23 protein-coding genes, 1 tRNA gene and 1 pseudogene are annotated in these 24796 nt (G+C 52.9%); 11 read left to right on the forward strand and 14 right to left on the reverse strand.

Going from position 1 to position 24796, the window contains the following annotated elements:
• Genes KP707_RS07185 through KP707_RS07195 form a run of 3 tightly spaced genes read right to left on the reverse strand, consistent with a single transcriptional unit; the run spans position 1 to position 4490 of the window.
• On the reverse strand, positions 1-2433 hold the full coding sequence (locus KP707_RS07185) for an ABC transporter permease (RefSeq protein WP_211506770.1): 2433 nt from the start codon (positions 2431-2433) through the stop codon (positions 1-3).
• A gap of 39 nt (positions 2434-2472) precedes the next feature.
• Complete coding sequence (locus tag KP707_RS07190) at positions 2473-3156, reverse strand: ABC transporter ATP-binding protein (RefSeq protein ID WP_211498061.1); 684 nt, start codon at positions 3154-3156, stop codon at positions 2473-2475.
• A gap of 14 nt (positions 3157-3170) precedes the next feature.
• Entirely contained in the window at positions 3171-4490 is a 1320-nt protein-coding gene (locus tag KP707_RS07195) for an efflux RND transporter periplasmic adaptor subunit (protein ID WP_249202848.1), read from the reverse strand.
• Positions 4491-4689: 199 nt separating this feature from the next.
• Between KP707_RS07195 and KP707_RS07200 the strand changes: the two genes are divergently transcribed.
• The 4 genes from KP707_RS07200 (at position 4690) to KP707_RS07220 (ending at position 8598) form a co-directional block, all read left to right on the forward strand.
• A complete protein-coding gene (locus KP707_RS07200) occupies positions 4690-5859 on the forward strand; it encodes a response regulator (protein ID WP_211502621.1) in 1170 nt (389 codons plus the stop codon).
• A complete protein-coding gene (locus KP707_RS07205) occupies positions 5860-7080 on the forward strand; it encodes a PAS domain-containing sensor histidine kinase (protein ID WP_211502622.1) in 1221 nt (406 codons plus the stop codon).
• A 244-nt stretch (positions 7081-7324) separates the two neighbouring features.
• Positions 7325-7591, forward strand: coding sequence for a hypothetical protein (locus tag KP707_RS07210; protein ID WP_211502623.1), 267 nt, complete (start codon positions 7325-7327; stop codon positions 7589-7591).
• 356 nt (positions 7592-7947) lie between these two features.
• On the forward strand, positions 7948-8598 hold the full coding sequence (locus KP707_RS07220; RefSeq protein WP_249202850.1) for a hypothetical protein: 651 nt from the start codon (positions 7948-7950) through the stop codon (positions 8596-8598).
• A gap of 133 nt (positions 8599-8731) precedes the next feature.
• Here KP707_RS07220 and KP707_RS07225 read toward each other — a convergent pair whose 3' ends face one another.
• On the reverse strand, positions 8732-9610 hold the full coding sequence (locus tag KP707_RS07225) for a LysR family transcriptional regulator (protein ID WP_211502624.1): 879 nt from the start codon (positions 9608-9610) through the stop codon (positions 8732-8734).
• Between the two features lie 98 nt (positions 9611-9708).
• On the opposite strand from KP707_RS07225, the gene KP707_RS07230 reads away from it, so the two are divergent.
• The gene (locus KP707_RS07230; protein WP_211502625.1) at positions 9709-10560 is read left to right on the forward strand and encodes an NmrA/HSCARG family protein; all 852 of its coding nucleotides are present in this window, start codon (positions 9709-9711) and stop codon (positions 10558-10560) included.
• Between the two features lie 212 nt (positions 10561-10772).
• Here the strand turns inward: KP707_RS07230 and KP707_RS07235 are convergent, their stop codons facing one another.
• Positions 10773-11690 carry a LysR family transcriptional regulator gene (locus tag KP707_RS07235; protein WP_211502626.1) on the reverse strand — a complete coding sequence of 306 codons (918 nt, stop codon included), beginning with the start codon at positions 11688-11690 and terminating at the stop codon, positions 10773-10775.
• Between the two features lie 101 nt (positions 11691-11791).
• Between KP707_RS07235 and KP707_RS07240 the strand changes: the two genes are divergently transcribed.
• Positions 11792-12583 (forward strand): NAD(P)H-dependent oxidoreductase, encoded by a 792-nt coding sequence (locus KP707_RS07240; RefSeq protein ID WP_211502627.1) that lies wholly within the window; start codon positions 11792-11794, stop codon positions 12581-12583.
• A gap of 103 nt (positions 12584-12686) precedes the next feature.
• On the opposite strand, the gene KP707_RS07245 is transcribed toward KP707_RS07240, so the two are convergent.
• Both KP707_RS07245 and KP707_RS07250 read right to left on the reverse strand, forming a co-directional pair.
• Complete coding sequence (locus KP707_RS07245) at positions 12687-13292, reverse strand: NADPH-dependent F420 reductase (RefSeq protein ID WP_373687786.1); 606 nt, start codon at positions 13290-13292, stop codon at positions 12687-12689.
• An 83-nt stretch (positions 13293-13375) separates the two neighbouring features.
• Positions 13376-14109, reverse strand: a pseudogene (locus KP707_RS07250) (SDR family NAD(P)-dependent oxidoreductase).
• 251 nt (positions 14110-14360) lie between these two features.
• On the opposite strand from KP707_RS07250, the gene KP707_RS07255 reads away from it, so the two are divergent.
• The 3 genes from KP707_RS07255 (at position 14361) to KP707_RS07265 (ending at position 16517) form a co-directional block, all read left to right on the forward strand.
• On the forward strand, positions 14361-15287 hold the full coding sequence (locus KP707_RS07255) for a LysR family transcriptional regulator (RefSeq protein ID WP_346343900.1): 927 nt from the start codon (positions 14361-14363) through the stop codon (positions 15285-15287).
• 191 nt (positions 15288-15478) lie between these two features.
• Entirely contained in the window at positions 15479-16069 is a 591-nt protein-coding gene (locus tag KP707_RS07260; protein WP_211502629.1) for a CatB-related O-acetyltransferase, read from the forward strand.
• Between the two features lie 214 nt (positions 16070-16283).
• Positions 16284-16517, forward strand: coding sequence for a hypothetical protein (locus tag KP707_RS07265; RefSeq protein WP_249202851.1), 234 nt, complete (start codon positions 16284-16286; stop codon positions 16515-16517).
• A gap of 101 nt (positions 16518-16618) precedes the next feature.
• Here KP707_RS07265 and KP707_RS07270 read toward each other — a convergent pair whose 3' ends face one another.
• The 4 genes from KP707_RS07270 to KP707_RS07285 form a co-directional block, all read right to left on the reverse strand.
• Positions 16619-17815 carry a sensor domain-containing diguanylate cyclase gene (locus tag KP707_RS07270; RefSeq protein ID WP_249202852.1) on the reverse strand — a complete coding sequence of 399 codons (1197 nt, stop codon included), beginning with the start codon at positions 17813-17815 and terminating at the stop codon, positions 16619-16621.
• A gap of 742 nt (positions 17816-18557) precedes the next feature.
• On the reverse strand, positions 18558-19157 hold the full coding sequence (locus tag KP707_RS07275) for a nucleoside 2-deoxyribosyltransferase (RefSeq protein WP_064275402.1): 600 nt from the start codon (positions 19155-19157) through the stop codon (positions 18558-18560).
• Between the two features lie 66 nt (positions 19158-19223).
• Positions 19224-20684: a xylulokinase gene (xylB, locus tag KP707_RS07280; RefSeq protein ID WP_211502631.1), complete on the reverse strand. Its 1461-nt coding sequence runs from the start codon at positions 20682-20684 to the stop codon at positions 19224-19226.
• A gap of 118 nt (positions 20685-20802) precedes the next feature.
• Positions 20803-21675, reverse strand: a complete 873-nt coding sequence (locus KP707_RS07285; protein WP_211502632.1) for an N-formylglutamate amidohydrolase — start codon at positions 21673-21675, stop codon at positions 20803-20805.
• Between the two features lie 78 nt (positions 21676-21753).
• Here KP707_RS07285 and KP707_RS07290 point away from each other — a divergent pair.
• Positions 21754-21828: transfer RNA gene (locus KP707_RS07290), tRNA-Val, on the forward strand.
• Positions 21829-22068: 240 nt separating this feature from the next.
• Here KP707_RS07290 and KP707_RS07295 read toward each other — a convergent pair.
• A complete protein-coding gene (locus KP707_RS07295; protein WP_211502682.1) occupies positions 22069-22467 on the reverse strand; it encodes a VOC family protein in 399 nt (132 codons plus the stop codon).
• A 226-nt stretch (positions 22468-22693) separates the two neighbouring features.
• Positions 22694-23203, reverse strand: a complete 510-nt coding sequence (locus KP707_RS07300) for a hypothetical protein (RefSeq protein WP_211502683.1) — start codon at positions 23201-23203, stop codon at positions 22694-22696.
• 561 nt (positions 23204-23764) lie between these two features.
• On the opposite strand from KP707_RS07300, the gene KP707_RS07305 reads away from it, so the two are divergent.
• Positions 23765-23932, forward strand: coding sequence for a hypothetical protein (locus KP707_RS07305; RefSeq protein WP_198150435.1), 168 nt, complete (start codon positions 23765-23767; stop codon positions 23930-23932).
• 9 nt (positions 23933-23941) lie between these two features.
• Here the strand turns inward: KP707_RS07305 and KP707_RS07310 are convergent, their stop codons facing one another.
• Positions 23942-24775, reverse strand: a complete 834-nt coding sequence (locus tag KP707_RS07310) for a transglycosylase SLT domain-containing protein (RefSeq protein WP_211502684.1) — start codon at positions 24773-24775, stop codon at positions 23942-23944.
• Between the last annotated feature and the right edge of the window lie 21 nt (positions 24776-24796).

Raw genomic sequence — 24796 nt, forward strand, 5'->3', positions numbered from 1 at the left:
TTACTCCGCTCTGAGCGCGCGGGCCGGTTCGGCGCGGGCTACGTTCAGGGTCTGAAACAGGACAGTCAAAGCAGCGACGAGCAGCGCCGCTACAAAGACCGCGGCGAAATACAGAGGGGAAAGGGGAATGCGTGCGTCGAACCCTGACAGCCAGTTTCGCATCACCACCCAGGCCAGCGTGCATCCGATGAGCCCTGCACCCAGAACCGGCTTGAGAAACTGTCCCAATAGCAGGCCCAGAACTCGTGCTGTTGTCGCACCCAGCGTCTTGCGGATTCCGACTTCCAGCATCCGGCGGGCAACGGTGAAAGACGCGAGTGCATACATGCCCATCAGTGCAATGAAGATCGCAACGCCAGCGCCGATAGCCAGAAGTTCTCCACGCCGCTCGTCGCCTCGATAATCATGAGACAGAAGATCGTTCGCCAGTAACGCACTGAACGCAAGATCAGGCGCCCTGCTTTGCCAGATCGTCCGCAGATTAGCCTCGACATCATGCTCCGGACGGTTTTCGAAGCGTACGCCTGCGCTGCTGAAACGATAGGGTATGGAGCTGTAAAAATAGATGGAAGGAAGAGGCGCTGAGCGTGCTGAATTCAGACGGACGTCATTCACTACGCCGATTACGTGCCATGGCGCACGATCGGTATGTTTGCGGATTGTCTGACCCAGTGCCGCTTGTGGTGTCGTATAACCAAGGGCGCGCGCGGAGCTGGCGTCGATGACGACAGAATGTATTCCTTTGCCCCTCTGCTGGTCATCTTCGCCATGTGCATCGTCGAACAGGCGTCCGGCAATCAGGTGAAGTCCGAACAGCCGGAAATAGTCACGCCCGACATCCTGCCATTCAAGGCGGGGGCGCTGGTCCGGAGCGTTGAGAGGTGAGAAATAGTCGGCCGCAGAGAACCCAAAGTCGCCCGGCATGGTGTAAAAGCTGGATACCGTCGTAACACCGGCAACATTCCGGAAAGCATCCATAAGCGCCAGCTGCGCTGTGGGCGTGCCAATATTATCAATGAAGGGTATGAAGAGCAGCCCGTTGCGATCAAAACCGCGGTCCATGTCGCGCACGAACACTGACTGACGCAGGATCACGACGCTTGAGACGCTCAGCCCGATTGCAAAGCCAAATTGTATGACGACGAGCCCAAGACGAACGACAGCGCCCAGGCGTCCCATCGTAGCCATACGGGAAGCTGCGAGAACTCGGGCGGGTTGATATGCCGAGAGCCAAAAGGCCGGATAGGTTCCTGCAACCATGCCGACAAGGATGACCAGCACCAGAAGCGCAGGTATCAGGAGGTCATATGGAATCGCCACATCCCAACCGCCCAGCGCGTTGATTGTCGGTATGGCAATTTCGATCAGGGCAAGGGCGGGGATCGCGGCGCAGACCGCGAGCAGGATCGCTTCACCCATGAATTGGATAATCAGATCACCTCCTGTGGCGCCGAGCGTTTTGCGCATTGCCACTTCCCGTGCACGGAGCAGCCCACGTGCCGTGGAGAGATTGATTGTGTTGATGATGGCTGAGAGCAGCGCCAGAAAGCCAATGAGCCCAAGCATGATGACGCTGTTCCGGCTGGCACTTGAAACTCCGAGTGTCCCGTCAAGGAAATGTAAGGAGGGCAAGGGGCGGAGCCGCCAATCCCGTAATTCACCTGCCTCGCGCACCTGGGCCGGCACATGCTCCAGGGAGAACGGTACCATTGCACCCTGTAGGCGTTTGGCATCCGAGGCAGCGTGAAGACGGAAGAAAACATATCCACCTTCGACGCCCCACTGCAGGAAAGCCGGGGATGCAAGCATTGCGCTGTCGATCGGGATCAGCATGTCAGGCTGAAGTGTCACATTGCCGGGCACGTGACTGAGAACACCGGTGACGATGAGTTCCGCTTTGCGTCCATCGTGATCAACGGTCAGCTTTTGGCCGATCACGTTGATGGTATGGAAATAGGTGCGGGCACGTTCTTCTGAAAGAACGATGCTGTTTGGCGCGGATAGCGCAGACGCTGCGTCTCCGCGAACGAGCGGATAGGGCAGCGTCTCAAAGAAATCCGGATCGACATAGAGGGCGTTGGAAGAACGAACGTCATCTGCCGTGATGATTGAGATATTATCGGGGCGAATACGTGTCGCATGCGTGATTTCGGGAAAGGCTGCCTTCAGAGCGTCGTAAACCCGAAACGGGGCATCTGCGATTTCAGAGGCGCGTCCGTCCTGCACATTGACCGCGTCCAGCCTGTAGATACCGCTTGCTCCGTGTAGCCATTGGTCGAACGTAAATTCGTAACGAGCAATCAGCCCAAACGTGAGGCAGGTTGCCAGACCAAGTGCCAACCCCATGACGTTGATTGCCGTGTAGAGCCGATGGCAGCGCATTTGACGGAAAAAAGCCGCGAAAACAGTAAGGACATGCGGGGTCAGCTTCATGATTCCTGCTCCAATCTCGGGACGCGCGCGGTTTCCACCTCAGATAGCGTTGCGGACGGAGACCACGACCTGACCGTCGAGCATGTCGATGCGGCGGCGCGCGAGGTCGGCGTGGCTGGGGGAATGTGTGACCATGATGATAGTGGCGCCTTCGTCATTGAGGCGCTGGAGGATATCCATCACCTGTGCGCCGTTATCGGTGTCCAGGTTACCGGTCGGCTCGTCGGCGAGGATCAGGCTGGGCTGGCCTACAATGGCGCGCGCAATGGCCGCGCGCTGCTGCTGGCCGCCTGAGAGTTGAGAAGGATAATGCCGTGCACGGTGCGCGATGCCGACATGGTCCATGGCATGCGCAACGCGGTCCCTGCGCTCGCTTTTGGGCATCTCACGGTAGATGAGTGCGAGTTCGATGTTTTCTTCGATCGTCAACTCATCGATCAGGTTAAAACTCTGGAATACATATCCCAGATGTTCCCGGCGGAATTTGGCAAGCTCCGCTTCGTTCATTGCGGTCAGTTCCTGTGTGCCGAAGCGATAGGAGCCACCGGTTGGCCGGTCGATCGTGCCGAGGATGTTGAGCAGGGTGGATTTGCCGCAGCCTGAAGGCCCCATGATTGCGACGAATTCGCCAGTCTCGATCTGAAGATCGATATCCTGAAGGGCTGTGGTTTCTACTTCGTCAGAACGGTAGAGGCGCTGGATTTGAGAAAGTTCGATCAACATGATGTTCGGCCCTGTCAGTGGATCGAGAGATGGTTGAAATTCTTGTAGGAATTGTAGGAAGAGACGATCACCCGATCTCCATCATGCAACCCGCCGGTGATTTCGACCTGTTCGGGATTGCGACGCCCGGAGGTGATTGAAACCCGGTCTGCGCTGTGATCCCCTGATGCCATGACAAAGGCCGAAGAGCCGCCACTCGCCTCCAACCACGCGCCATTTGGCAGGACGAGAGCACGATGAGTTTCACCGAGCGTGATGCGCAGATCGACGCTTTCTCCGCGCCTTAACCCTGCTGGTGGAGGACGGTCAAAGGTAAGTTCCGCACGAAACTGGCCGTTCGTGACCTGTGGATGCACGCGGGATACGGTCATTGGCAGTTTTGTGTCGCCAAGATCAGCCTCAGCCCGTTCGCCAATTACGACGCGACCTAGATAGAATTCATCAATGTCTGCATCGAGACGGTACTGTCCCTCGCTGTCGATCTGGCCGATCTTATCTCCAGCTTTCAGTGACTGCCCCGACTGAAGGTCAAAATTGGTCAGTCGGCCATCCAACGGCGCACGAAGGACGAGTGCATTGAGGCTGGTCTCCACGACGTCCAGATTGGATCGCAGCCGCTGGGCTTCTTCGTCAATCTCGTTTCCCTGCCGATCCGCGACCCTCAGATCCAGTGACAGTGCATTTTCAAGGCGTTTTAGGCGCTGGGCATAATAGTCAGCCTCGTCACGATAGGACTGAACGTTCGCGTCAGATTCAAAGCCTTGTCCGTGAAGTTGCTGGCGAATGGAAAGCTCGCGCTGGGCCTTGAGGAGATTATATCTGGCCTCGGCAAGCTGCGTTTCTTCGCTTGTGCGGGTCTGTTGCAGGGTCAGGCGCTGGGCACTAACTGCACCGAGTTGGCTTGCGATCTGCGCTTCTCTGGATGTGACGTCCAACTGGAGCTGAGGATTGGTCAGATGTGCCAGAACGTCCCCCTTTTTCACGAGGGCACCATCTTTTGCCACGACTTCAGAAACTTCTCCGCCCTGTATGGCGTCGATAAAAGTGACATTGAGTGGAGCAACGGTGGCGCGGACTGGGAGGTAATCGAGAAAGGGTGCGGACTGTACTGTCGCGACTGTGAGCTGGTCCTGAGATACCGAAAGCGTTCCCGACGCGGGTACGAGACGCCATCCAGCCCAGAGAAGACCGATGACTACAACGGGAGCGCCATAACGCAGGGCCTTCCGGAGCACGACTTTACGCCGTGAAGGAGGAACCACCCGATCCATAACTGCGCCTGATGCCGGGCGCATCGTAGTGTTCGACGACGCTTTGGAAACGGGTTGATCCATGCACTGTTTCTCCTGTTGGCAAACAGTGTATCATGGAGATTATCGAATTTATCTTATTGATAAATAAGGGAGAAATTAAGGTGTCTATCTAGGTTATGTCCGCTTTCGAACGTGGTGTCCGGAACCGGACACCTTTGAAAGGCCTGTCAAGATCGAAATGAATGACTTCTGCAACGAATCGGGAGAAGGAAAGTCCTTAGTGCCCCGTCTTCTCTTCGTCGATGATGATCGCGATGTGCAGATTGCTGCGAGGCTATTGTTTCGCCGAAATGGGATCGAGATGCTTTCCGCGTATGGAGCGGAAGAGGCTCTGACACAGCTTGCATCTTTCCCTGTGGACCTTGTGTTGCTGGATCTCAATTACAGGAAGGGCGAAAGTAGCGGCGCAGAGGGGCTGGCCTTACTCAAAGATATCTTGGTTCTCCGTCAGGATCTGACTGTGATCGTCGTAACCGGCCATAGCGGCGTAACGATTGCGGTTGCAGCGATGCGAGCAGGCGCTGCTGATTTCGTTATGAAGCCCTGGAATAATGAGCGCCTTCTTGCGCTGGTTGGCACAACTCTGAAGGGGCGTCGGGCCGATCAGGCGGCTGAAACCGATCCTGTTATGATCGTGGCATCGGAAAAACTGCGCCGTATTGTCACTGAAGCCGACCGCCTGGCCGTTACTCGTGCTCCACTGGTCATTACAGGGCCCTCCGGGGTTGGAAAGATGCTTCTTGCACGGCGCATTCATGCGCTTTCTCAGGAGAGCAATCCTGCAGTGACGATCCGCGCGGAAGATTACGAGGAACTGCCGGAAGAAGGCGGAACGTGGATCTTTCGCAACTTTGAAGCGCTGTCTGCACCCATGCAACGACATCTGGCAGACAGGCTGGATGAACCCACGCCCCCACGGGTCATTGCCCTTTCATCTGTGGATCATACTGGTTTGGAGGCTGCTCTTGACCCGCGACTGATGCTGCATCTTGGGATGATAATACTGCCGCTGTCGCCTCTTCACGAGCGACCGGAGGATATCCTTGCCCTGAGCGGACATTTTTTACGCTATTTCTCAGTTCGACACGGGCTGATGGAGCCAGTGATAGATGAAGAGCGACGTCAGTTGCTCTGTGGAGAAGCATGGCCGCAAAACGTGCGGAGCCTTCGTGCAACCGTTGAGCGGGCGGTCCTCACGGGAACATGGAGCTGGACATCATCTGACGGGCAGGGCGGGGCTTCAAAAAGCACGCCTACACTGCGCGATACAGAGCGGTCCCTGATCGAGGCAGCTCTTCGCAAACACGGATTCAATGTCACACAAGCGGCGCGGGAGTTGGGCCTGACACGACCGGCGCTCTACCGCCGGATGGCAAGGTATGGGCTTTAGATGCGGGTTGCGATTGAAACGCTTCTGCTGCTTTCCGGCATCGTAGCGGCCTGTCTGATCACGGCTCCGGCGTGGCAGCACGGATTTTACGCGACGGCTGTTCTGCTATCGTGCCTGGGATTGTTTTGTGCTGGCTCTGTCGTAGAGGCACAGATCCGTATGGCGCGACGCCTGAAACGACAGGAACCTTCTGTCGTGCGGTCTGTGGATCGGGAAAAACTGCGCAATCGGGCGCTGCTGGACCATGCACCGGTTCCGCTGCTGATCCAGTATGTTGATGGCACACTTCATGCTGCCAATCGCGCGGCACGGCGCCTGTTCCTGACGGAAGGTGTCCTCCGCGATCCACCACCACCACTTGTCATGGCATTAGAAAATGACGCGACGGGGCCAGAGAAACGTTTGATCCGGCTAGCGTCCAACGGAGGCTCATCCCGGGTCTATGCGTTATCGGTGGGGAAGGGTGGTGGCGCAGGAGGCATCGTAGCGTATCTGGCACTGACAGACGTTGAAGCCGGACTGAACGCTGCTGAAGCACAGGCACTTCGTGATCTGTTGCAGATTTTGAGTCATGAAATCATGAATTCCCTCACACCCATCGTTTCTCTGTCGGCGACGGCAGAGGATCTGTTTGCCGAACAATGCAGTTTGAAAAGAGAGCGTTATGAGACAGACGATCTGATCATCGAGGCACTTGGGACAATCCGTCGCCGTACTGAAGGGTTGGATCGTTTTGTTCGTGGTTACCGTGATCTTGCCCGCCTGCCAGAGCCGGATCTGAAATTAACGGACCTTGGTGCATTGGTTCAGGAGATTGTCCGAATTTTTACTGCGCGATGGAAGGAATGTGTGGCGCTGGATGTCGTACTACCACCCGGCCGTATCATGGTTCGGCTTGATGCCGTGCAGATGGAGCAGGCGCTGTTAAACCTTCTGAACAATGGCGCGGAGGCTGCTCTCGCACAGCCTGATCCTCATGTGCACCTGACTGTCGAAGCTGCGAATAACACGATTGCTATCCGTGTTCGCGATAATGGACCCGGTATAGACGTGGCTCTACGGGAGCAAATCTTTGAGCCGTTTGTATCATTCAAGTCCGGAGGAAACGGGATCGGGTTGCCTCTCGCGCGCCAAATTATCAGAGGTCACGGTGGTAGACTGGCATTAGGGATCACGGACGAGAAATCACATTGGAAAACAACGTTTGATGTACAGTTATAATATCTTCCACAAGGAAAAAGCAGGTTTGCAAACGCCATGTGAGATAGGCAGGTTTCTTCATTTATAAGCTCCGTAACCCTCTAAAATTTTCAGTATAATATATTGGATTAAGAGCCGGGGTATAGGATGCTGATGGATGTTCAGCTGCATCGCCTTACGCCAGCATAAAAACTTTACAAATGTGCGTATCCGGGGGGGGGGCTTGCTCATTCTCGTATAGCCCAACGGCTCGCGACTATGGCGCATGAAGTATCGCTTCGGCCGCTGCGAACAGCGGCTCTCCGGTGGCACTTATCGGGAAATCAGTCTGGCAGTGGTCCGCAGCCCACTGGGACAAAAGGGCGGCTCAGTCCGAGGCTTTACAAGCAAAATCTATGCCCGATTTGACAATCAGGGATGCCGTCTTAGCTACACCTCCATCAAAGTACAGGCCTCATACTACAAAGCTACAGACGCCCTGATGAAGTTGTCCGTTCCAAAACCTAAGGCCTCTGCGCGGCCGGGGCTTTAACAGTGACAGTTTCTGCCAGCATCTGCTGGTCCACCGGATCCTGCCGCTCATTCCATTACCCGAAGGCCACAGCGCCCCACAGAAAACAGACTGGCGACATTACAGAAATCGCAATCGCATCGAGCGGATGTTCAACAGGTTCAAGCAGATGCGCCATATCATGCCCCGCTACGACATGACCGCTTTGTCCTTCATCAGTTTTCTTAACCTCGCCGGCATAAGGCTCTGGATCAGGTCTTTTTCAATGCGACCTACACAATGGCATAGAATATTTTTTATCACGTCCTGCCGACCGCTGGTTGCGTCGCCGCCCAAAGCCGCAGGCTATTAGCTCAATCACAACCTGACAGGCTTATTTGTCGGAGGCCGTCGATAGGCGATATTTACTCTACGGACGTCTACCAGCACTCGACATTCTGAAGATCGACAATAATGTCGATATCGGAACAGCATTCAATCGAGGTGATGAAATGGGTTCGTGGGGTGCTCTCATTATGGGTTTTTTCGGAGCGTTCTTTGCGTCCATGACTTTATATTGGCAGTTTGACGAAAGCGGATTGAAGTTAGTGCTCCCGTTCATAGTTTTCGGGATCATCGCCTTTTTTGCTGTTCACGTCATTCGCCAACCGGGTGACGGTATTGCGCCATCAGAACGGGCCAAGAAAGTAATAAGCTGGAGCAGCATCGGTGAGGGAGTTGGCCTCTTCCTTGCATCCAATATCGTCATGAACTTCCATCACCCGGAATTTCTGATGCCTGCGATGGCATTAGTCGTCGGGTTGCACTTCATTCCAATTGCATATGTCGCGCCATTTTCACCATTTTATACTTTAGGCGGGGTGCTGATTTTCGTTGGACTAATTGGATTTGTTCTCGGAGCGCCTCTGGGGAGCGCAATTTCCGGCTTCATGTCGGCCGGTGGACTATGGGTCGCGTCAGTACTGGCAATCTGGCGGGACGCACGCTTTAAACGAAAAAACGGATCAGTTATCGTGACCTCTACATAGACATCCGAGAAGAACCAAATTCCGCTCCCCTCACAAACAGACAACGTTTCAGATCATGCGTTAAATCGTCACTGACCGACCCCATCGCGGCGATGGCTTATCTAGAAACATGCCTATCGTTACCTGCCTCAGTTTACTGCAACAGATGCATCCGTAATGCATCAATAAACACGCGGATTTTTGAGGAAAGACTTCGGTGCGCGGCATAAACAGCATGCGCTTCCACGGTTTCTGTTGTGAATGTTGGAAGGACCCTGACCAAAACTCCCCGCTCAATGGCGGGTCGAGCGAGAAAATCAGGCAAACGTCCAACTCCAGCACCGTGTTCAAGCAAGACCTGCAACACGGCAGGCTCAGGCACAACGGACCCAACGGGAACAGGAACGCGATGCTCGCGTTTCTGCATGTCCTGAAAACGCCATATCGTGGGTTGATCAGTCCACCCAAGAAGGACGTGATTGATCAGATCTGCTGGCGTATCCAAGGGATCTCGTTGAGCCAGATATGCGGGGCTGGCACATGGCCATAACGCAATGTGACCCAGTTTGCGCGCGATCAGGTCTGAGTTGGGCAGCGCGCCTATACGAATGGCTATATCCACATCCTCCCGCGCAAAATCTACAACGCGGTTTTCCGTATCGAAATGCACATGCAGTTCGGGAAAACGTTTGAGAAAATCAGGAAGCATTGGGGCAACGAGGCCAAGCGCAAAGGTCATCGCAGCATTGATCCGCAAGATACCTCGTGGCTGTCCTGTCACACCATCAAGAGCGGCTTTTGCTTCATCTAAATCATCCATAACCCGACGCGCATAGGGCAGAAGCATCCGTCCTGCCTCCGTCAGCCGGAGAGCCTGCGGGCTGCGTTCAAACAACTTCGCTCCAATGATCTCTTCAAGACGAAGTAGCGCTCGACTAAGGGAGGATTTTGAGATGCCTGTTGCTCGAGCGGCTGCACTCAGGCTCAAGGCATCTGCAATATGTATGAAGCAACCAAGATCATCAGAGTTCATTGGAGAACGTTCCATAAATGGGACGCAACGTCTACGATAAGATATCTGCTCTTCACAAGCGGAACAGCATAGTGTCGCCCTCCAACGAGAGGACAACCATGTCAAAGCCAATTATCCTGATCACAGGTGCGACCGGGCAGCAGGGTGGCGCTACCATCCACGAAATGTTGCGTCGCGCAGGACCATGGCAGATCCGAGCACTGGTCCGTGACCCTCATGCTCCAAAAGCTGCTGCTTTGGCAAAACTTGGAGTCGAACTGATACAGGGCGACCTGGAAAACGAGCAGTCCCTTCGGACAGCACTCCGCGGCGTCCATGGAGTTCTGTCCGTTCAATCTCCCATGAAAATCGGGCCGGAGGGAGAGGAGCGTCAGGGCAAATTACTGGCGACGCTGGCTGCAGAAAGCGGTGTCCGACATTTCGTGCAGTGTTCTGCAGGTGGGGCAGAGCGCCAGAGTAGGGTGCCTCATTTCGAAAGTAAGTGGGCCATTGAGCAGCATATCGTGGGGCTTGGTCTCAATGCGACCATTCTTCGGCCAGCGGCCTTTATGGAAAATTTTTCCACCTTTGTGTTCCGCACGACAATGCTTTCGATGATGAAAACCTATCTCGCGCCCAAACAGTCCATGCAACTTGTTTCGGTCCGGGATGTCGGGTGGTTTGCCGCTGAAGCATTCGCAAAACCCGAGCAATTTTCCGGACGGAATATTGAACTGGCAGGCGACACCGTCACCTTGCAATCTGCCTCGTCCATTCTCCGTCGCTCAGGCCTGCGCCCTACACTGTCCTTCAAAATGCCGGCGCCACTTTGCGCAAAGCTACCGGAAGATTTCCGTCTCATGTTCGAATGGATCGCACGCGACGGATTTCATGCCGATATTGCCAGCCTCCGTCATGAGCACACAGGTCTCCTGACATTGCGAAATTGGGCACAACATAGATTGCAATGAGGAAAGGTATGCCTCGGAACCGCTAACCAATATTTTGAACATTGATGTTAAGGCTGCCTGAGATCTGCTTCCGTGCCACTCCTTTTCAATAATGGAAAAGCTACGCCCTTCGCTGAGCAGACATTATGTTCCACGAAAATCAGGCGCCCCTTTTCGAAAATCCCACATTATTCTGACATCCCACAAGGGAGCCTGACTTTTCATCGTACAGATCATCGAACGATCCCTGGAATTTTCGCGATCCGTTCGGCTAAAAAATCCACGCAGAGCCTGACCCGGTTCAGGCTTGCCCGTTCTGGAGAGATCAACATGCTGAGGGAAGAAGACGTCAGTTCGTAGTCAGGCAGGACACGCTCAAGTCGCCCGTCAGCGAGACAATCTTCCACCAGCCAACGATGTGCAGGACCAAATCCGCGGCCGGCCAGAAATGCCTCTCGTGCTGCAAGCCCGTGATCGACAGTCAAACGCCCCCGAAATGGCAAGGTTGAGCGTTTGCCGTCCGGGCCATGAAGAATGAGCCTGTCAGAGCCTTGCACCCGTGAAAGCCGAATTCCTTCCAGACCGGCGAGATCGTCTGGCACTTGAGGCCTGCCATGAACCGACAACCACGCAGGTGAGGCGACCAATACACGATGGCTTTCCCCGAGGGCGCGCAGTTTCATCGCGCTATCCGTCAGAGGACCGAGCCGGAGAGCAATATCGACGCCTTCTTGTACGAGATCTATCCGTTCGTCGGTCAAGTTGAATTCAACTCGGATACCCGGATGCTTGTCCTGAAAAGCGAAGATCAGTTGGCTGATATGAAGGACTCCCAAAGCTGCCGTGCATGATATCCGGATTGTGCCAGCTGTTGCCTGGCGCGTTTCCCGCATCTCCTGATTGGCCTGCTCCACGAGACATAAAATCTTCAGGCAATGCTCATAATAGCGCAGACCTTCATCGGTCAGCGCCACACGCCGCGTCGTCCGGGTAAAAAGGGACACACCAAGCGCCTGTTCCAGTTCATGGAGATGCCGTGTGATGGTTAACTGGCCATGACCGAACTCTCGCGCAACGGCTGTCAGGTTTCCCCGTTCCGCAATCCGTACGAAGGTCCGCATTCGATCGAGTGTGATGTCAGATTGTTCCATAAAATGGCATAGTCCTATTCATACCATATCTATAGAGGAACAATATCCGGTCTCCTATTCTGAGTGGGCGTTTCAATTCTCTATCGAGCGAGAAAACACTCATGAATGTTTTGATTGTGTTCGCCCATCCTGAGAGGCAGTCGCTGAACGGTGCCCTGCTTGATGTCGCTGTCAGCGCACTGCATGCCCAAGGCCATCAGGTTCAGGTCTCGGACCTCTATGCCATGAACTGGAAAGCAACCGTCGACCGTGACGATTTTCCGGGGCTCAAAAACACGGACCGCCTGAAAGTCGCGGCAGAGTCATCAAAGGAGTTCACAGCCCGTACACTCACGGACGACGTCAAAGCAGAGCAGGAAAAGCTGCTCTGGGCTGATACCGTGATTCTCCAGTTTCCTCTGTGGTGGTTCACGATGCCCGCAATTCTTAAGGGATGGGTGGATCGGGTGTATGCCTGCGGCTTCGCATATGGGGTCGGGGAACACAGCGACAGTCGCTGGGGGGACCGTTATGGCGAAGGCGTCATGGCCGGAAAGCGCGCCATGCTCATCGTCACAACTGGCGGCTGGCCGGAGCATTACTCGGCACGTGGAATCAACGGTCCGATCGACGATTTACTATTCCCGATCCACCACGGCATTCTGTTCTACCCGGGCTTTACAGTGCTACCGCCGTTTGTGGCCTATCGTGCCGATCGCACTGACGATGCAAAATTCGCTCTCCTGGAAAGAGACCTCCGACTGCGGATGAGTGCTCTGACAGAAACGCCTCCTATCGCCTATCGGCAGCAGAACGGCGGCGACTATCAGATCCCCACGATGCAACTTCTGCCTAATCTTGAAGAGCCGGGCATCACAGGGTTCGCTCTGCACCTTCAGAACAGAAAGGAATAAATGCGTGTGCTTTTGCACACGTTAGAAGCCGCCTTTTTTATCATTGTGATAGAGGCGGCGGGTCGAGCGTATCTTACAGAGGCATCAACCCACCGGGCCTCAACTACTGCTTTTTCTTGAACACATCCTGGAAAATGAGCGGCCCCCAGATGCGCCCACGTGCATGGACCAACGCACCACCTTCGTTAAGCTTCCCCAGATTAATGGGAGCGAACCCGAGATTCTTGGCCAAAGTCGCGACAGGCGCGATCGCATCCTCCTCGTCGCTAGACAAAAAGACAACCCGATGGCTGCCTTCAACGCATGGGTCAGTCGCCAGGGTGGCAGCAATCAGATGGTTGAAACCTTTTACAAACCTTGCACCTGCAAAGGCCTTCATGGCGTAAACGGATGACAGGAGGCCGTCCATCTCGCCAAGAGGTGCCAACGAGTTCATCGCGTCAATGACCGTTTTACCCTCCCAATTTGGAAGGCTCTTCGCCACTTCACCATGCTGCTCAAACGGAACCGCGAGAATAATAGTTTCGGCTTGCAGCGCATTCTGTAGCGAGGAGGCGACGACCGTAGGACCAATTGCCTGGGCGAGGGGGGCCAGTACTTCAGGCGACTGACGACTTGCGACAGCCACGGTGATGTTTTTACGGGCGAAAGCATGGGCAAGGGCTTGGCCAATCCTGCCAAACCCGATTATGGCGTAGCTCATTGTCATGTTTCCAATTTTTATTCGCGACGATAATCCTGGAGACTGGAAAATGTTCAGTAGCGAACACGTTCCATCCTCCGGTTCGTAGCTCAGATGGCCGAGAAGCCACCGTCGACACAGAGCTCCATTCCGTTCACGAAACTTGAATCCTCTGAAGCTAGAAACAGTGCAGCAGCGGCAATTTCCTCAGGACGGCCCATAGTTCCGCGCGGGATCAGGGATTCGAACATCCGTTTGGCTTCCGGGGTCAGAACCTGATCCTGCATTGGTGTGGCGATTGGCCCCGGATGCAACACGTTCACACGGATATTGCGGCCCTTTAATTCATTGAGCCACCCGCGTGCAAAAGCATGCAGCGTGGCCTTGCTCGCCGCATACACGCTGTAGCCAGGGAAACCTTTGAGCGCCGCAACGGACCCGGTCATAAAGATCGATCCACCGTCATTGAAGAGCGGCACGCCTTCTGCACCGTGAACAGCGTGCCACGCACATTCAGGTTAAAAGTCGTATCGAAGTGCTGCTCGGTAATCTCGCCCAATGAGAGGGCTTCACCAGTACCTGCACTGGCGTAAAGGATGTCGATCGTGCCTTTTTCGCGTTTGACCGTCTCAAAGAGACGATCAAGGTCATCAAGATTGGCGGCATCTCCACGTACGCCCGTTACGTTTCGGCCGATCTGCCTAACAGCCTCGTCCAGGGTCTCCTGCCTTCGGCCCGTGATAAAAACATAGGCGCCTTCTTCAACAAACAGTTGTGCGCTCGCCAGCGCCATGCCGCTTGATCCACCTGTGATGACGGCGACCTTACCTTCAAGCTTTCCCATGAGTTTTTTCCACTTTGTCTTTGGTTGTCCGGGACTGCCCCGTGCCACTCAAATTGGGCTGCTGTTCATGGACCTGTGAGTGCGCAACCGTGCATATTGGTGGTGCAAAATCGATCCGGACTTCCGTTTGACGCAAATCGAGTCCCTAGACCTTACTCGCGAAAGACCCAGCGACGGCTGTCTGGGGCCGCTAAGGTCAAATGATGGTCAGGAGAAAAAAATGTCGAATATGGTTTTGAAAGAGCCGCTTCGTGGTGCCCGAGTGCACCATGATTGACTGGGATGACGTTCGTTACTTTCTTGCGGTAGCACGGGGTGGTTCCGTGCGATCTGCAGCCAACTGTCTGAAGGTTAATCACTCGACGGTACTGCGCCGCATTGCCCAGCTTGAAGAACGCCTTGGGGCGCAGGTATTCGAAAAGCTGCCCGCAGGCTACCGCCTGACTTTGGCCGGTCGGGAAATCATTGAGTTTGCAGCCCAGATGGAGGCGTCATCTCATCAACTCGAGACCTGCGTTCTGGGGCGTGATCAGACCGTACGAGGCCTCTTACGCGTGACGTTGCCGCCGTTTCTGGCGACACATCTCCTGATGCCGGATCTCGCCGAGTTTTCAGGGCGGCATCCAGACATAGAGATGAATGTCGTGCCAACAGGTGCAGTCGCGAATCTGACCAACCGGGACGCTGATGTCGCCATCCGCATCGTGCTGAACCGTGACACGTTGCCGCTCAATCTTCACGGTATGATCGGCCCTGTTGTATCCAGCGGTATCTATATGTCTCGCGATCTTCTCGTCGCGTGGCGCTCTGATAGGCCGCCCTCCATACGCTGGATCGTCGCAAACACCGAAGGGCAACCTGGGTGGGCGCGCGAAGGAGAGGTGCGTACCACTGGGGCTTTGTTCAGAACGCCGGATGCTGAAACGCAAATTGTTGCAGTTCAGCAGGGGATTGGGATGACGAAACTCCCATGCTTCGTGGGTGATGGGGACCCGTCGCTCGTCAGGGTACCCGGCACCGAGTTGTACGGGCACGGAACGCTGTGGCTTCTGACACAGGGAGAGACACGCAAGACAAAACGCGTGCGATTGTTCACCGAATTTATATCCCGAAGGCTTGCTGCCCATGCCCCGCTTCTCGCGGGGATGTCATCGTCGCACGATGAATGCGCGACATAATGAACTTCATGTCACTCGATTAAAAGCTCTTCTCAAACATCTCGATACTCAACACGTGTTGAAGCATTCAGAATTAAATGCCCCATTCACACAATTGAGATCATTCCAATTTCTCAGTAAAAAGATATCTGTAAGGCGATGAAAAGAAGATTATAGGTTTTGTAAACTCTTAACCGGAGGAACTAAAATCCATGCTTCGTCGTAACAATATTTTTCAACTACTCCTTCGGCACTCTCTCGCATATGAAATTGAAGAATGGGGATGGAAGATTGGTGAACATTCCTATGGAGCCAAAGGTTCCCCCATAGTTATAGAAGAAAAATATGCCAGACTTCATGTAGGAAAATATTGTTCCATCGCCAGCGAAGTCTTGATGATTCTAGGGAATCATAGATACGATACTATTACTACATACCCATTTAAGGATATTTCATTTGCATGGCCAGAGGCTGCCGATGCAGTTGATGATCACTCCACAAAAGGAGATATTATTATTGGCAATGACGTTTGGATTGGAGCGCGCGCTAATATAATGTCTGGTGTCATCATTGGTTCTGGTGCAATCATTGCCACTGCTGCAGTCGTGACCAAAAATGTTCCGCCCTATGCCATTGTCGGCGGGAACCCGGCACGTGTTATAAAATATCGATTTTCTGAAGAAGTAATAGAACAGCTTTTAGAAATTGCGTGGTGGGATTGGCCTGAAGACGTTATCCGAACAAGAATGAAACTCTTGATGAACGACGATATAGAGGGATTTTTGCGAGCGTTTAAAGTTTGAAAATCCCCTTTCAATCCGAGTAAAGTAATTTAGAAGAATTTTATAAGGCCATTTTACGTAATCTATTCAAGAAAACAGCATTAGAGTACATACAAGAAGCCTATCTATTTCAATAGATTCAGCATGATAAAGGCAGTACCTCAGTTTCTTTTTGTTTCAAGTTCGCTATCCCTCTGCTCCTAAGTTCGTGCGTTAATGGTGTCAGGAGGAACGTATGAACAAGATTGTAAAAATTGGCACAGCCATCAGCTTGGCACTTGCTCTGTCAGCCTGCTGGGGTCCCGGACCTGATGGTATGGGCGGCCGTCATGGTGGTGGCCATCATCACGGGGGCGGACAAGGTAGTTATGGTAATGGGCCGGGCGGCAATGGCGGTGGCGGATACAACCAAGGTGGAGGCCGTGGCGGCGGAATGGGCGGCGGCAACGGTCCCAACGGCGGCATGTAATTTGGAACCCCAGCTTCGGCTGGGTTTCTTTTTAACAAGTTTGAGTTTGCAAAAATTTTCTAAATTTCAAACAAATAATATTTTTGAAAACAGGTAAAAAATTAATTCCTATTTAAAGACGAGTATTTCATAACGCAATTACGGCCAGCAGTCTTGGCTGCATAGAGAGCTGCATCGGCTTGCGTCAGAAGAGACTGAAAATCTATAACGTCCGCCTCCTTTCGATAAACAACGCCTATACTCACTGTCATTTGCAAGCCTACGTCAGAGATAAAGCACGAAACATTCTCTACGGTCTGGCGAATTTTTTCAGCCAGACCGAGCGCCATGTTTTCATCAATAGCGGCGACAGTAATTGCGAACTCTTCTCCGCCAACACGACCAAATATTTGCTCGGCACACAAAGCATCAGAAATAGCCGCGCTTACAGCAACAAGCGCTGCGTCTCCGGTGAAATGGCCATATGTGTCGTTAATATCCTTGAAGCGATCAAGGTCCAGCATCAGTATGGCGACGCCCTCATCCTTCCGCGTTTCCCTAACGTTTTTTATCAGATCCGCACTTCTCTCCAGATAAGCTTGGCGGCTTAGAACGTGCGTCAGACTATCCCAGGTAATGGACTGATTCAGCCGAGCGACCAGAGCACGCTGGGTATTCATAATGGCGGCCACCGTCAGTGGGCCAAGCACTAAAAAAGAGAGCCCAAGCCGAAAAGAAACAGTGACGCCAATAGTCTCGTTCGTCTGATGAAAATTCAGCAGGCCAGCTTCCACAATTCCCATCACCGTGACGTTGAAAATCAGAACGACAAGGCACATTGGCAACACGCTATAGGTGAGGGCACACCACAGCAGGGCAGGGACGGGAAAGGCAATAGCACCCGGGCCTCCGGTAAGGGTCGCAAGAACAACTGACGCTGCCAAACTTACAATCGGAGCAATATTGAAGCTTTGCGCTGACAGGACGCTCCGCCAGCCCGCATGTACGAGATCTGAGAACCATTTTTTCCCCGCAAAACAGACAGGGAGCAAAACGAGATATCGGTTCAGTTCGCTACTGAACCACAGAATGAAGCGGCCCCACGGCGTACTACCGGGGAGAGAAAATGCTATTCCTGTTCCCACCAATGCGGCCGCCCCAGCCGCACCAGAACAAACGAGAAGCAACGCGAGAACAGACTGAGGGCCATCCAGCTCTTTTTCTTGTCGCTCCAATCGTCGGAACAGAGCATACCCTACACTAACGCCAGCCAGGTTAGCCGTGGCCAGCCAAATATTGACGAAAAGTGGATCCGACATTACCCACCCGGCAAGCAAAAAACCTGCAGATGCGCTAATCCAGCAGCGTTTTTGGCTAAAGCGCGGGTAAGTGATCATCAGCCAGAGCAACAAAGCGTTTGCTGGCCAGATCTGGGCAAGCTGCCCGATGTAGCGGGAGGATATGCCAATCGTTGCTGCAACAAATACAACGACGCCGACAAAAAGAAATGGTGGACATTTTTTTGTCAGACGTAAAAGCATGAAAAATCAAACTATCCCAGATTTACAATAAGCCGACCTCTTGAAGTCTGCATCAAACATGTTTTCCAAACCATTAAGAAGCGCTTATGGGCGTACGTAAATACCCTGATAAAGACCTACAAACACAAATTTTCATGTTTCCCGAAATAGAAAAACAACAAAATCACTTTTAATAATTGTGTCTTCTACCAGCCACCCAACGGCCCAACGTTCCCCACTCCATTAAGGGCGCGACCGGTTCCAAAACCCGTACTCATCGACATGGAGCCATGAACTTTGCCATCCTTCAACTCATTCATCGCATTACTCTCTGGAGATGCAGAATGAACAGGCTTCAAAAGATCCCCGCGGGCATCTTTCTGAGGTGAAGAAGCACACCCGGATAGGATGCTGAAACAGACAATGGTCAGTCTGTGAAATTGCAAGGCGGTAACCTCTCAGAATGATAGGCGCACCGCTCTTGCTCTTAAAGCCTGCTGGCGAGCCTGTTCAGATCCTGTACCAAAGAGTGGAATACACTTTAACTCCCAAGGCGCTCTGAGAGACGTTTTGCTGCTTTTCGAAATGCTTCATAAAAATCTGGATCCACAGAAATTTCCCCACCCGAGAAACCAATAAATCCATCGACCATCCCATTCTGAAAAAGGCCTTCAGAATGAACCAGCATTCCATCCGGATCTTCCTGACTTCCTGACGCTGGCGCACCATCCTCTACCCGTGGGCGAAGCGTCTGTTTCCAGGATTTCCCCCAATAGGCTTCAACTTTCTCGGGATACAGCCGTCCATCAACTGTATAGCCCTCCATCGGCTTCCCCAGACCGTGCATATACCCGATCTCTACGGCCGTGCCTGGATCCATATCCGCCGCACGGCGGAAAGGATCCACACAGAACAAGCCTGCATCACACTGATCCATCAGGGCACGGTCAGCGCGAACAAATGCCAGAATAGTCTCCCGTCCTGGCGGCATCAGGCGAGCCTCTGCCTGCCCATCGAACGGAGCAACTCCTTCAAGCCCATAGTCTGCGCAAATAGCTTTGAGACGCTCGAATATGGAGAGGGCCTCAGGTCGAAAGACCAGATCCCCAGCAAGATAGACGGAAGGAAGTTTTGTCTGCATGAACATGGGCCCTATCACGCGTTTGCAGCAGAAAAAACCTCTTCTTCTCGCAGCGCCAAAATTAATTTACGCATCCTGAATATTACGAAGTGCAGGATATACCCTACGGTATCTACGATATGCCGCGGCGTAATCATTTTGAAGATGTGAATCAGGGTCTGTCGCCGAAACGCGCTCCGGAGACGTGCAAACGCTCTCCACGCTCTCACCCGTTGCCGCGATACGAGCCAGTCTAGCGGCGCCGAATGCTCCACCATGTTCACCATGTGCCAGACAATGGAGCCTGAGCCCCAACACGGACGTTAGAATGGAAATCCAGAATGGGCTTCGTGAACCTCCGCCAATCACATCCGCTTCCTGAATACAGGATCCTGACACTTTCAGGCCCTCAAGGGCGTCCCGAAAGGAGAATGCTACTCCTTCCAGCACAGCCTGGGTCAGTTCAGCACGGCTTGTATCTTGTGAAAGCCCAATAAATGCACCGCGAATAGTACCATCGTTGTGAGGCGTTCTTTCGCCAGAGAGATAAGGCGCAAACAAGACAGGCGAAGGGTGAGCAGGCTTTTCAGGGAGTTCGGCCAGCAAATCAACCTCCTTCATTCCGCATATTCTCGCCCACCAGGCCAGCGAGGCCGCAGCAGAGAGGGTGACACCCATCTGATGCCACGTCTCGGGAACGGCATGACAGAACGCATGGATGGCAGACTGATGCTCGGGGCGAAATACGTCGGTCGTGACCCAAACCACGCCGGACGTTCCCAACGAAATGAACGCATCGCCATTGCGAATTGCACCCAACCCAACAGCACCGGCAGCATTATCGCCAGCACTTCCAGCGAAGACAGGAGAGGCGGCCATTCCCCACCGTTTCGTTAGCTCGTCGTTCAGATAGCCTGCGGCCGCGGTTCCTTCACGGAGCTCAGGCATATTCGCACGCGTCAGACCCGTTGCTTTCAAGGCCTCAACTGACCATTCACGCTTTCCCACGTCCAGCCAGAGAGTGCCTGATGCATCGGACATATCTTCAATCATCTGGCCCGTCATTTTGTAGCGCAACCAGGCCTTGGGCAGCAGAACATGCTGAAGACGCTCGAAGACTTCAGGTTCATGTCGTGCGACCCAAAGAATTTTTGGAGCGGTAAAGCCAGGCATTGCCACATTGCCTGTAATTTCCCTGCTCCCTGGGAAGCGCTCTTCAAAAAGGACGCATTCAGCTTCTGCACGGGTGTCATTCCATAGAATGCAAGGCCGCAGCACATCTCCCGCAGAATCCAGTAAAACCGCACCATGCTGCTGGCCAGAGAGACCAATTCCCCGGATCGCAGAAACAGCGTCCGGAACTCTGGACTTCAAAACGTCGATGCCGCGACAGGTCGCAGTCCACCAGTCTTCAGGGTTCTGTTCACTCCAGCCATCGTGCAACCGGCTAACCGTCAATCCCTCTGTATGGGACGCAACTTCCTGCTGGTTTTCGTCCACTAACAGAACCTTGATTCCGGAAGTTCCGACATCAATTCCCAGAAACATGCCTATGTCCCAAACCCGAGTTTAAAATCTGGAGCTTAGCGCATAGTTTTAGAGAATAATCAGGGCACAATTTAGTGACCGCGTTTCTCAGCAGAAAACCATAAAAAAGCCATTAGGATCATTCGGCTGCTTCTACTTCGGCCGCCTCAAAAGAGTGACATACGAAGTCAGCCAATTCCCGAACGAGACCTTCCATATCCGCTTTAACCTGCTCAAAACCGCGCGACGGCTGGAGAGTCGCTGGATTCAAATACCGGGATCGGCAGATCTCCAGTTGAAGAACGTGGACCCCATCAGATGGCTGACCATAATGCCGCGTAATGTAACCACCCGCATAGGGCACATTTCTGCGAACAGCATAACCTCGCCCTGAAAGATATTGCTCCACACAGTCCGTCAGGGCAGGGGAACAGGATTTCCCATGCAAGTCTCCCAAAACCATGTCGCAGCTTTTCGCTTGATGGAGGCGAGGCATGGAGTGAGCCTCAAGAAGAATGACCGAGCCAAACTGCTCCTTCATCTCGCGCAGAAGATTATGCAGGGCTTCATGATAAGGCACCCAAGACGTAACCAGCCGCCTTTGGACCTCATCCAATGGCAGGCAATGCGTGTAAATTGGCCGACCCTGGGTGGCACAACGGGGAATAACACCAAAACCTGCACGAACTTTGGAAGTCTGCAGAAGACCAGAAGGAGGAAGGGGAGGTTTGAACATTCCCGAATCCAGCTCTCGACAGTCCCGGTTTACGTCACACCAGATCCGGGGAAATTCTGTTGAAAGCAATGCGCCCCCCGTGACCGGAACACACTCAAACAACTGATCGACAAATCGATCCTCCGTCTGTTGCAGCTCCCATAACGAGAGACGACTGTTCTGCAAAAAGTCCTGAAAATATTTCTGCCCGGAATGCGGAGAGGAAACCACCAAAGGAATGGCCGTTTTCTGAGGCTTTTGAATGATTACAGCAGGATAGGGGGTAGGGGTGGTCATAACCTCAGTGCATTTTTTTGTTCAAAGGGGGGTTGTCACGCCCATTCGAGACAGCTAAACACCGCCTCACCGGATCGGGGGCGCATAGCTCAGCGGTAGAGCACTACCTTGACATGGTAGGGGTCACAGGTTCAATCCCTGTTGCGCCCACCACCCGATCCGGTCAGAAATCTCCCCAAAAAAAATACACAGCGCTCATTATCTTGGCTGATATAGGGCTAGCCCAGTTCGAACTGAATTCACGGCCTGTATTCCTTGTACCCAGTGAAGACAAGGCACCTCAATACTGCCCTCTAAATGGATACATTTCGCGCCACTCTCGTTTAATTTTTCTTTAAATAAACGAAACAAGGTTTCTTCAGGATCTGAAAACTTAAGAAAAATCATATTCAACTATATTTCGTATAGTTCGAGCGGAAGATCATCTGGGTCGGCAAAAAAAGTGAACTGCCGCCCTGTATAAGGGTCCATTCGGATTGGTTCGGAGGCAACGCCATGCTTCTCCAGATGTCCGACAGTCGCAGCAATATCTTGAACACGAAATGCAAGATGGCGCAGACCACAGGCTTCTGGTCGAGAAACTCTTGGCGGTGCGTGCGGAAAAGAAAAGAGCTCGATTTGCGCATCACCAACCTGCAAATCGCATTTCCAAGAATTCCGCTCTTCCCGAAAATTTTCAGCAACAACAGTGAACCCTAACACATCGACATAAAAAGCTCGGGAGCGCTGATAATCCGAAGCAATGATTGCTACGTGATGAAAACCAGAAATATTGGCTTTGCTTTCTTTCATTAGGCTCCATGCCTCTCATTTATCAACCAGAACACTCTAGGCCAAATTGCCTGAACTGCGCGGGCCTCCATAATAAAAACGGCCGCCCTACCCAACGCGAAACATCGCAAGTCGCAAACATATAGCCCGGTTCACCAGCGCCTTTATAAGTTTGCCAGCATTTCAAAAAACCATAAAAGAGAACAGATAGGCCTGCTCTCTTTTATCGTAGGCCTCAAATGTCTGATCAAACCCCGCGGTAAATACGAGCCCTAATCGAATCTGCATTATCTGGAGACATATTCTCATACGGAGCTGCAACCAGACCAGCCAGCATTTCTACCAGAGGGATCATAGACTGAACGGTCTGTATATATGAGCTGGCAGATGGATAATAAGTTTGCACAATCGGGCTGGCGATGCTCAAGAGCGTATTCAGATCCGCCCCAAGGGACTTAGCCCAGTCTTTGCCAGTATCAACCGTGACAGCACCTTCCGAACTGGCATCAATAGAGGCCGTAACACTCTTGATCTGAGACACGAGACTATCGAACTTGGCCTTGTCATCAGCCGAAAGGTGGTCAACCACACCCGGCATCGTTTCAATAACCTGCACGGCATAGGCAATTGCCGTGGCATCTTTATTGAGGGCCGCGGTATCGAACGTGGTGGTATTGCCGTTGGTAGAACATGCTACCGTGGTAGCCATCAAAAAAAATGAGAGGCCAAGAGCTGCAAGGCGATTAAAAATACGCATAGAATACAAGTCTCCAGACATAAAAAAACCGCCCTCTGGGGCGGTTGAAGATAAGGAATTGCCAAGATAATTCTGGTCTGATGCCGTTTAGATATATCAGGGAATCTACTCCTGATTTGTATGCCGTAGCGAAATTCGCCTGCGCGCAGCAACTGCTCGAAAAAGCATTTTGAGCCGAACTCCAAACACTCCTGAAGCGAGGCAACGGGATAAAGACTATCGGGTAGCTACTGAACGTAAGCTCTCCAAACATCTCAATCCGTTGTGACGTTCTTGAAATCTTTCAGAACGCTTTGAAATCATACGCAGGCTTCTTAAGGAGATATTTTTCGTTTATCGAAAAGCAACTTTGAAGCCCGAAGGAACAGCCATCTGTCAGTTAGCGCAAATTTTGATCCATTTGAGGTCTTCCGTGCTTTCTGGGTGCTCCTGAAAGAACTCTACTGGCTTATGCTGTATCTCTATCATCTTTTGACAGGTTTCTCCCCGCAACGTTGATCCCCTCTACCGCGTTGTCGTCAGCCTCCTGCTGCTAGGCTGGCTATATCGTGGAGAGAAATCATGAGGTTCCGCTTTCTTCTGGGGCCTGTTCTGTTGGCCCTTGGGCTGACATCCTGCGCCCACGACCATCACTCCGATCGTGTTGATCGCACCCATTGGCGTCAGGGCGACACGCCAGGTCCATATTCCGGATACAAACATAACAACTGGACAGCACCCGGCAGGTAATAAGCCGCGTCAGTTCTGTCGCCAGGCCATCCTGACTGGACTTGCACGATAAGACATCAGGTCGCGGCCATGGCTTTCAGTTCCTCCTCTGTTACTTGTCACATGGTGGATAATGCGCGGAGGAGGAGCGTAAGCAGTATGGCTCACAGTCGATGGCGGGAAGCTGCTAGAAGTAGTCGTTCTCGCCTGCAAGGAACTTCTTGGCACATTGGTTACTATTCGTTCATCAGACTGCGGCATGATAACCCGCAGACCGGAACCAGTCATAACCACCTGAGGCAGGAAATCTGGAGGCCTGTAAATGTCGTTCTTCCCATTCCAGACTGCCATGACGTGCTCTTCATATTCCGCACCCAAAGCGGGCGTTAAAGAATGATAGGCAGCCGTTGCCGCGCTCCAGCCACGCAATTGCGTAAAAAGATTCTTTAGAAAAGAAGCCCCATATCTGACATTGGTGAGGGGGTCGAAAGCCTCTTCTAACGAGAGAAATGCATTCGGGTGATGATGAAGATTGACCTGCATGCAACCAACATCAATCGATGTGATACCTGCACTCTGAAAGGCCTCGACCGCAGCAACGGCCTCGACTTTTGAAGGATAAAAATATCCTTTCCCAGCAGCATTCACAGTCCAAGGCCAAGCGACCGTCCGGCCCGATAAAGGGTCACGACGACCACTCTCTACACGGCTGATAGCCCCCAAAAGACCGTTCGGAATACCAGCCTGTGGCTCTGCTATAGACACGGCCTCGCGACATGCCCGCGCCATATCCCAGTCATTGGCGCCTGCCGATGAGGTGGCAACACTTATGCAGAATAGAAAAAACAGGAGTTTCCCGGTCATACCAACCTTATGACCGGGAAA

This window comes from Gluconobacter sp. P5E10, from assembly GCF_018812145.1.
In the GTDB taxonomy this organism is placed as follows: domain Bacteria; phylum Pseudomonadota; class Alphaproteobacteria; order Acetobacterales; family Acetobacteraceae; genus Gluconobacter; species Gluconobacter cerinus.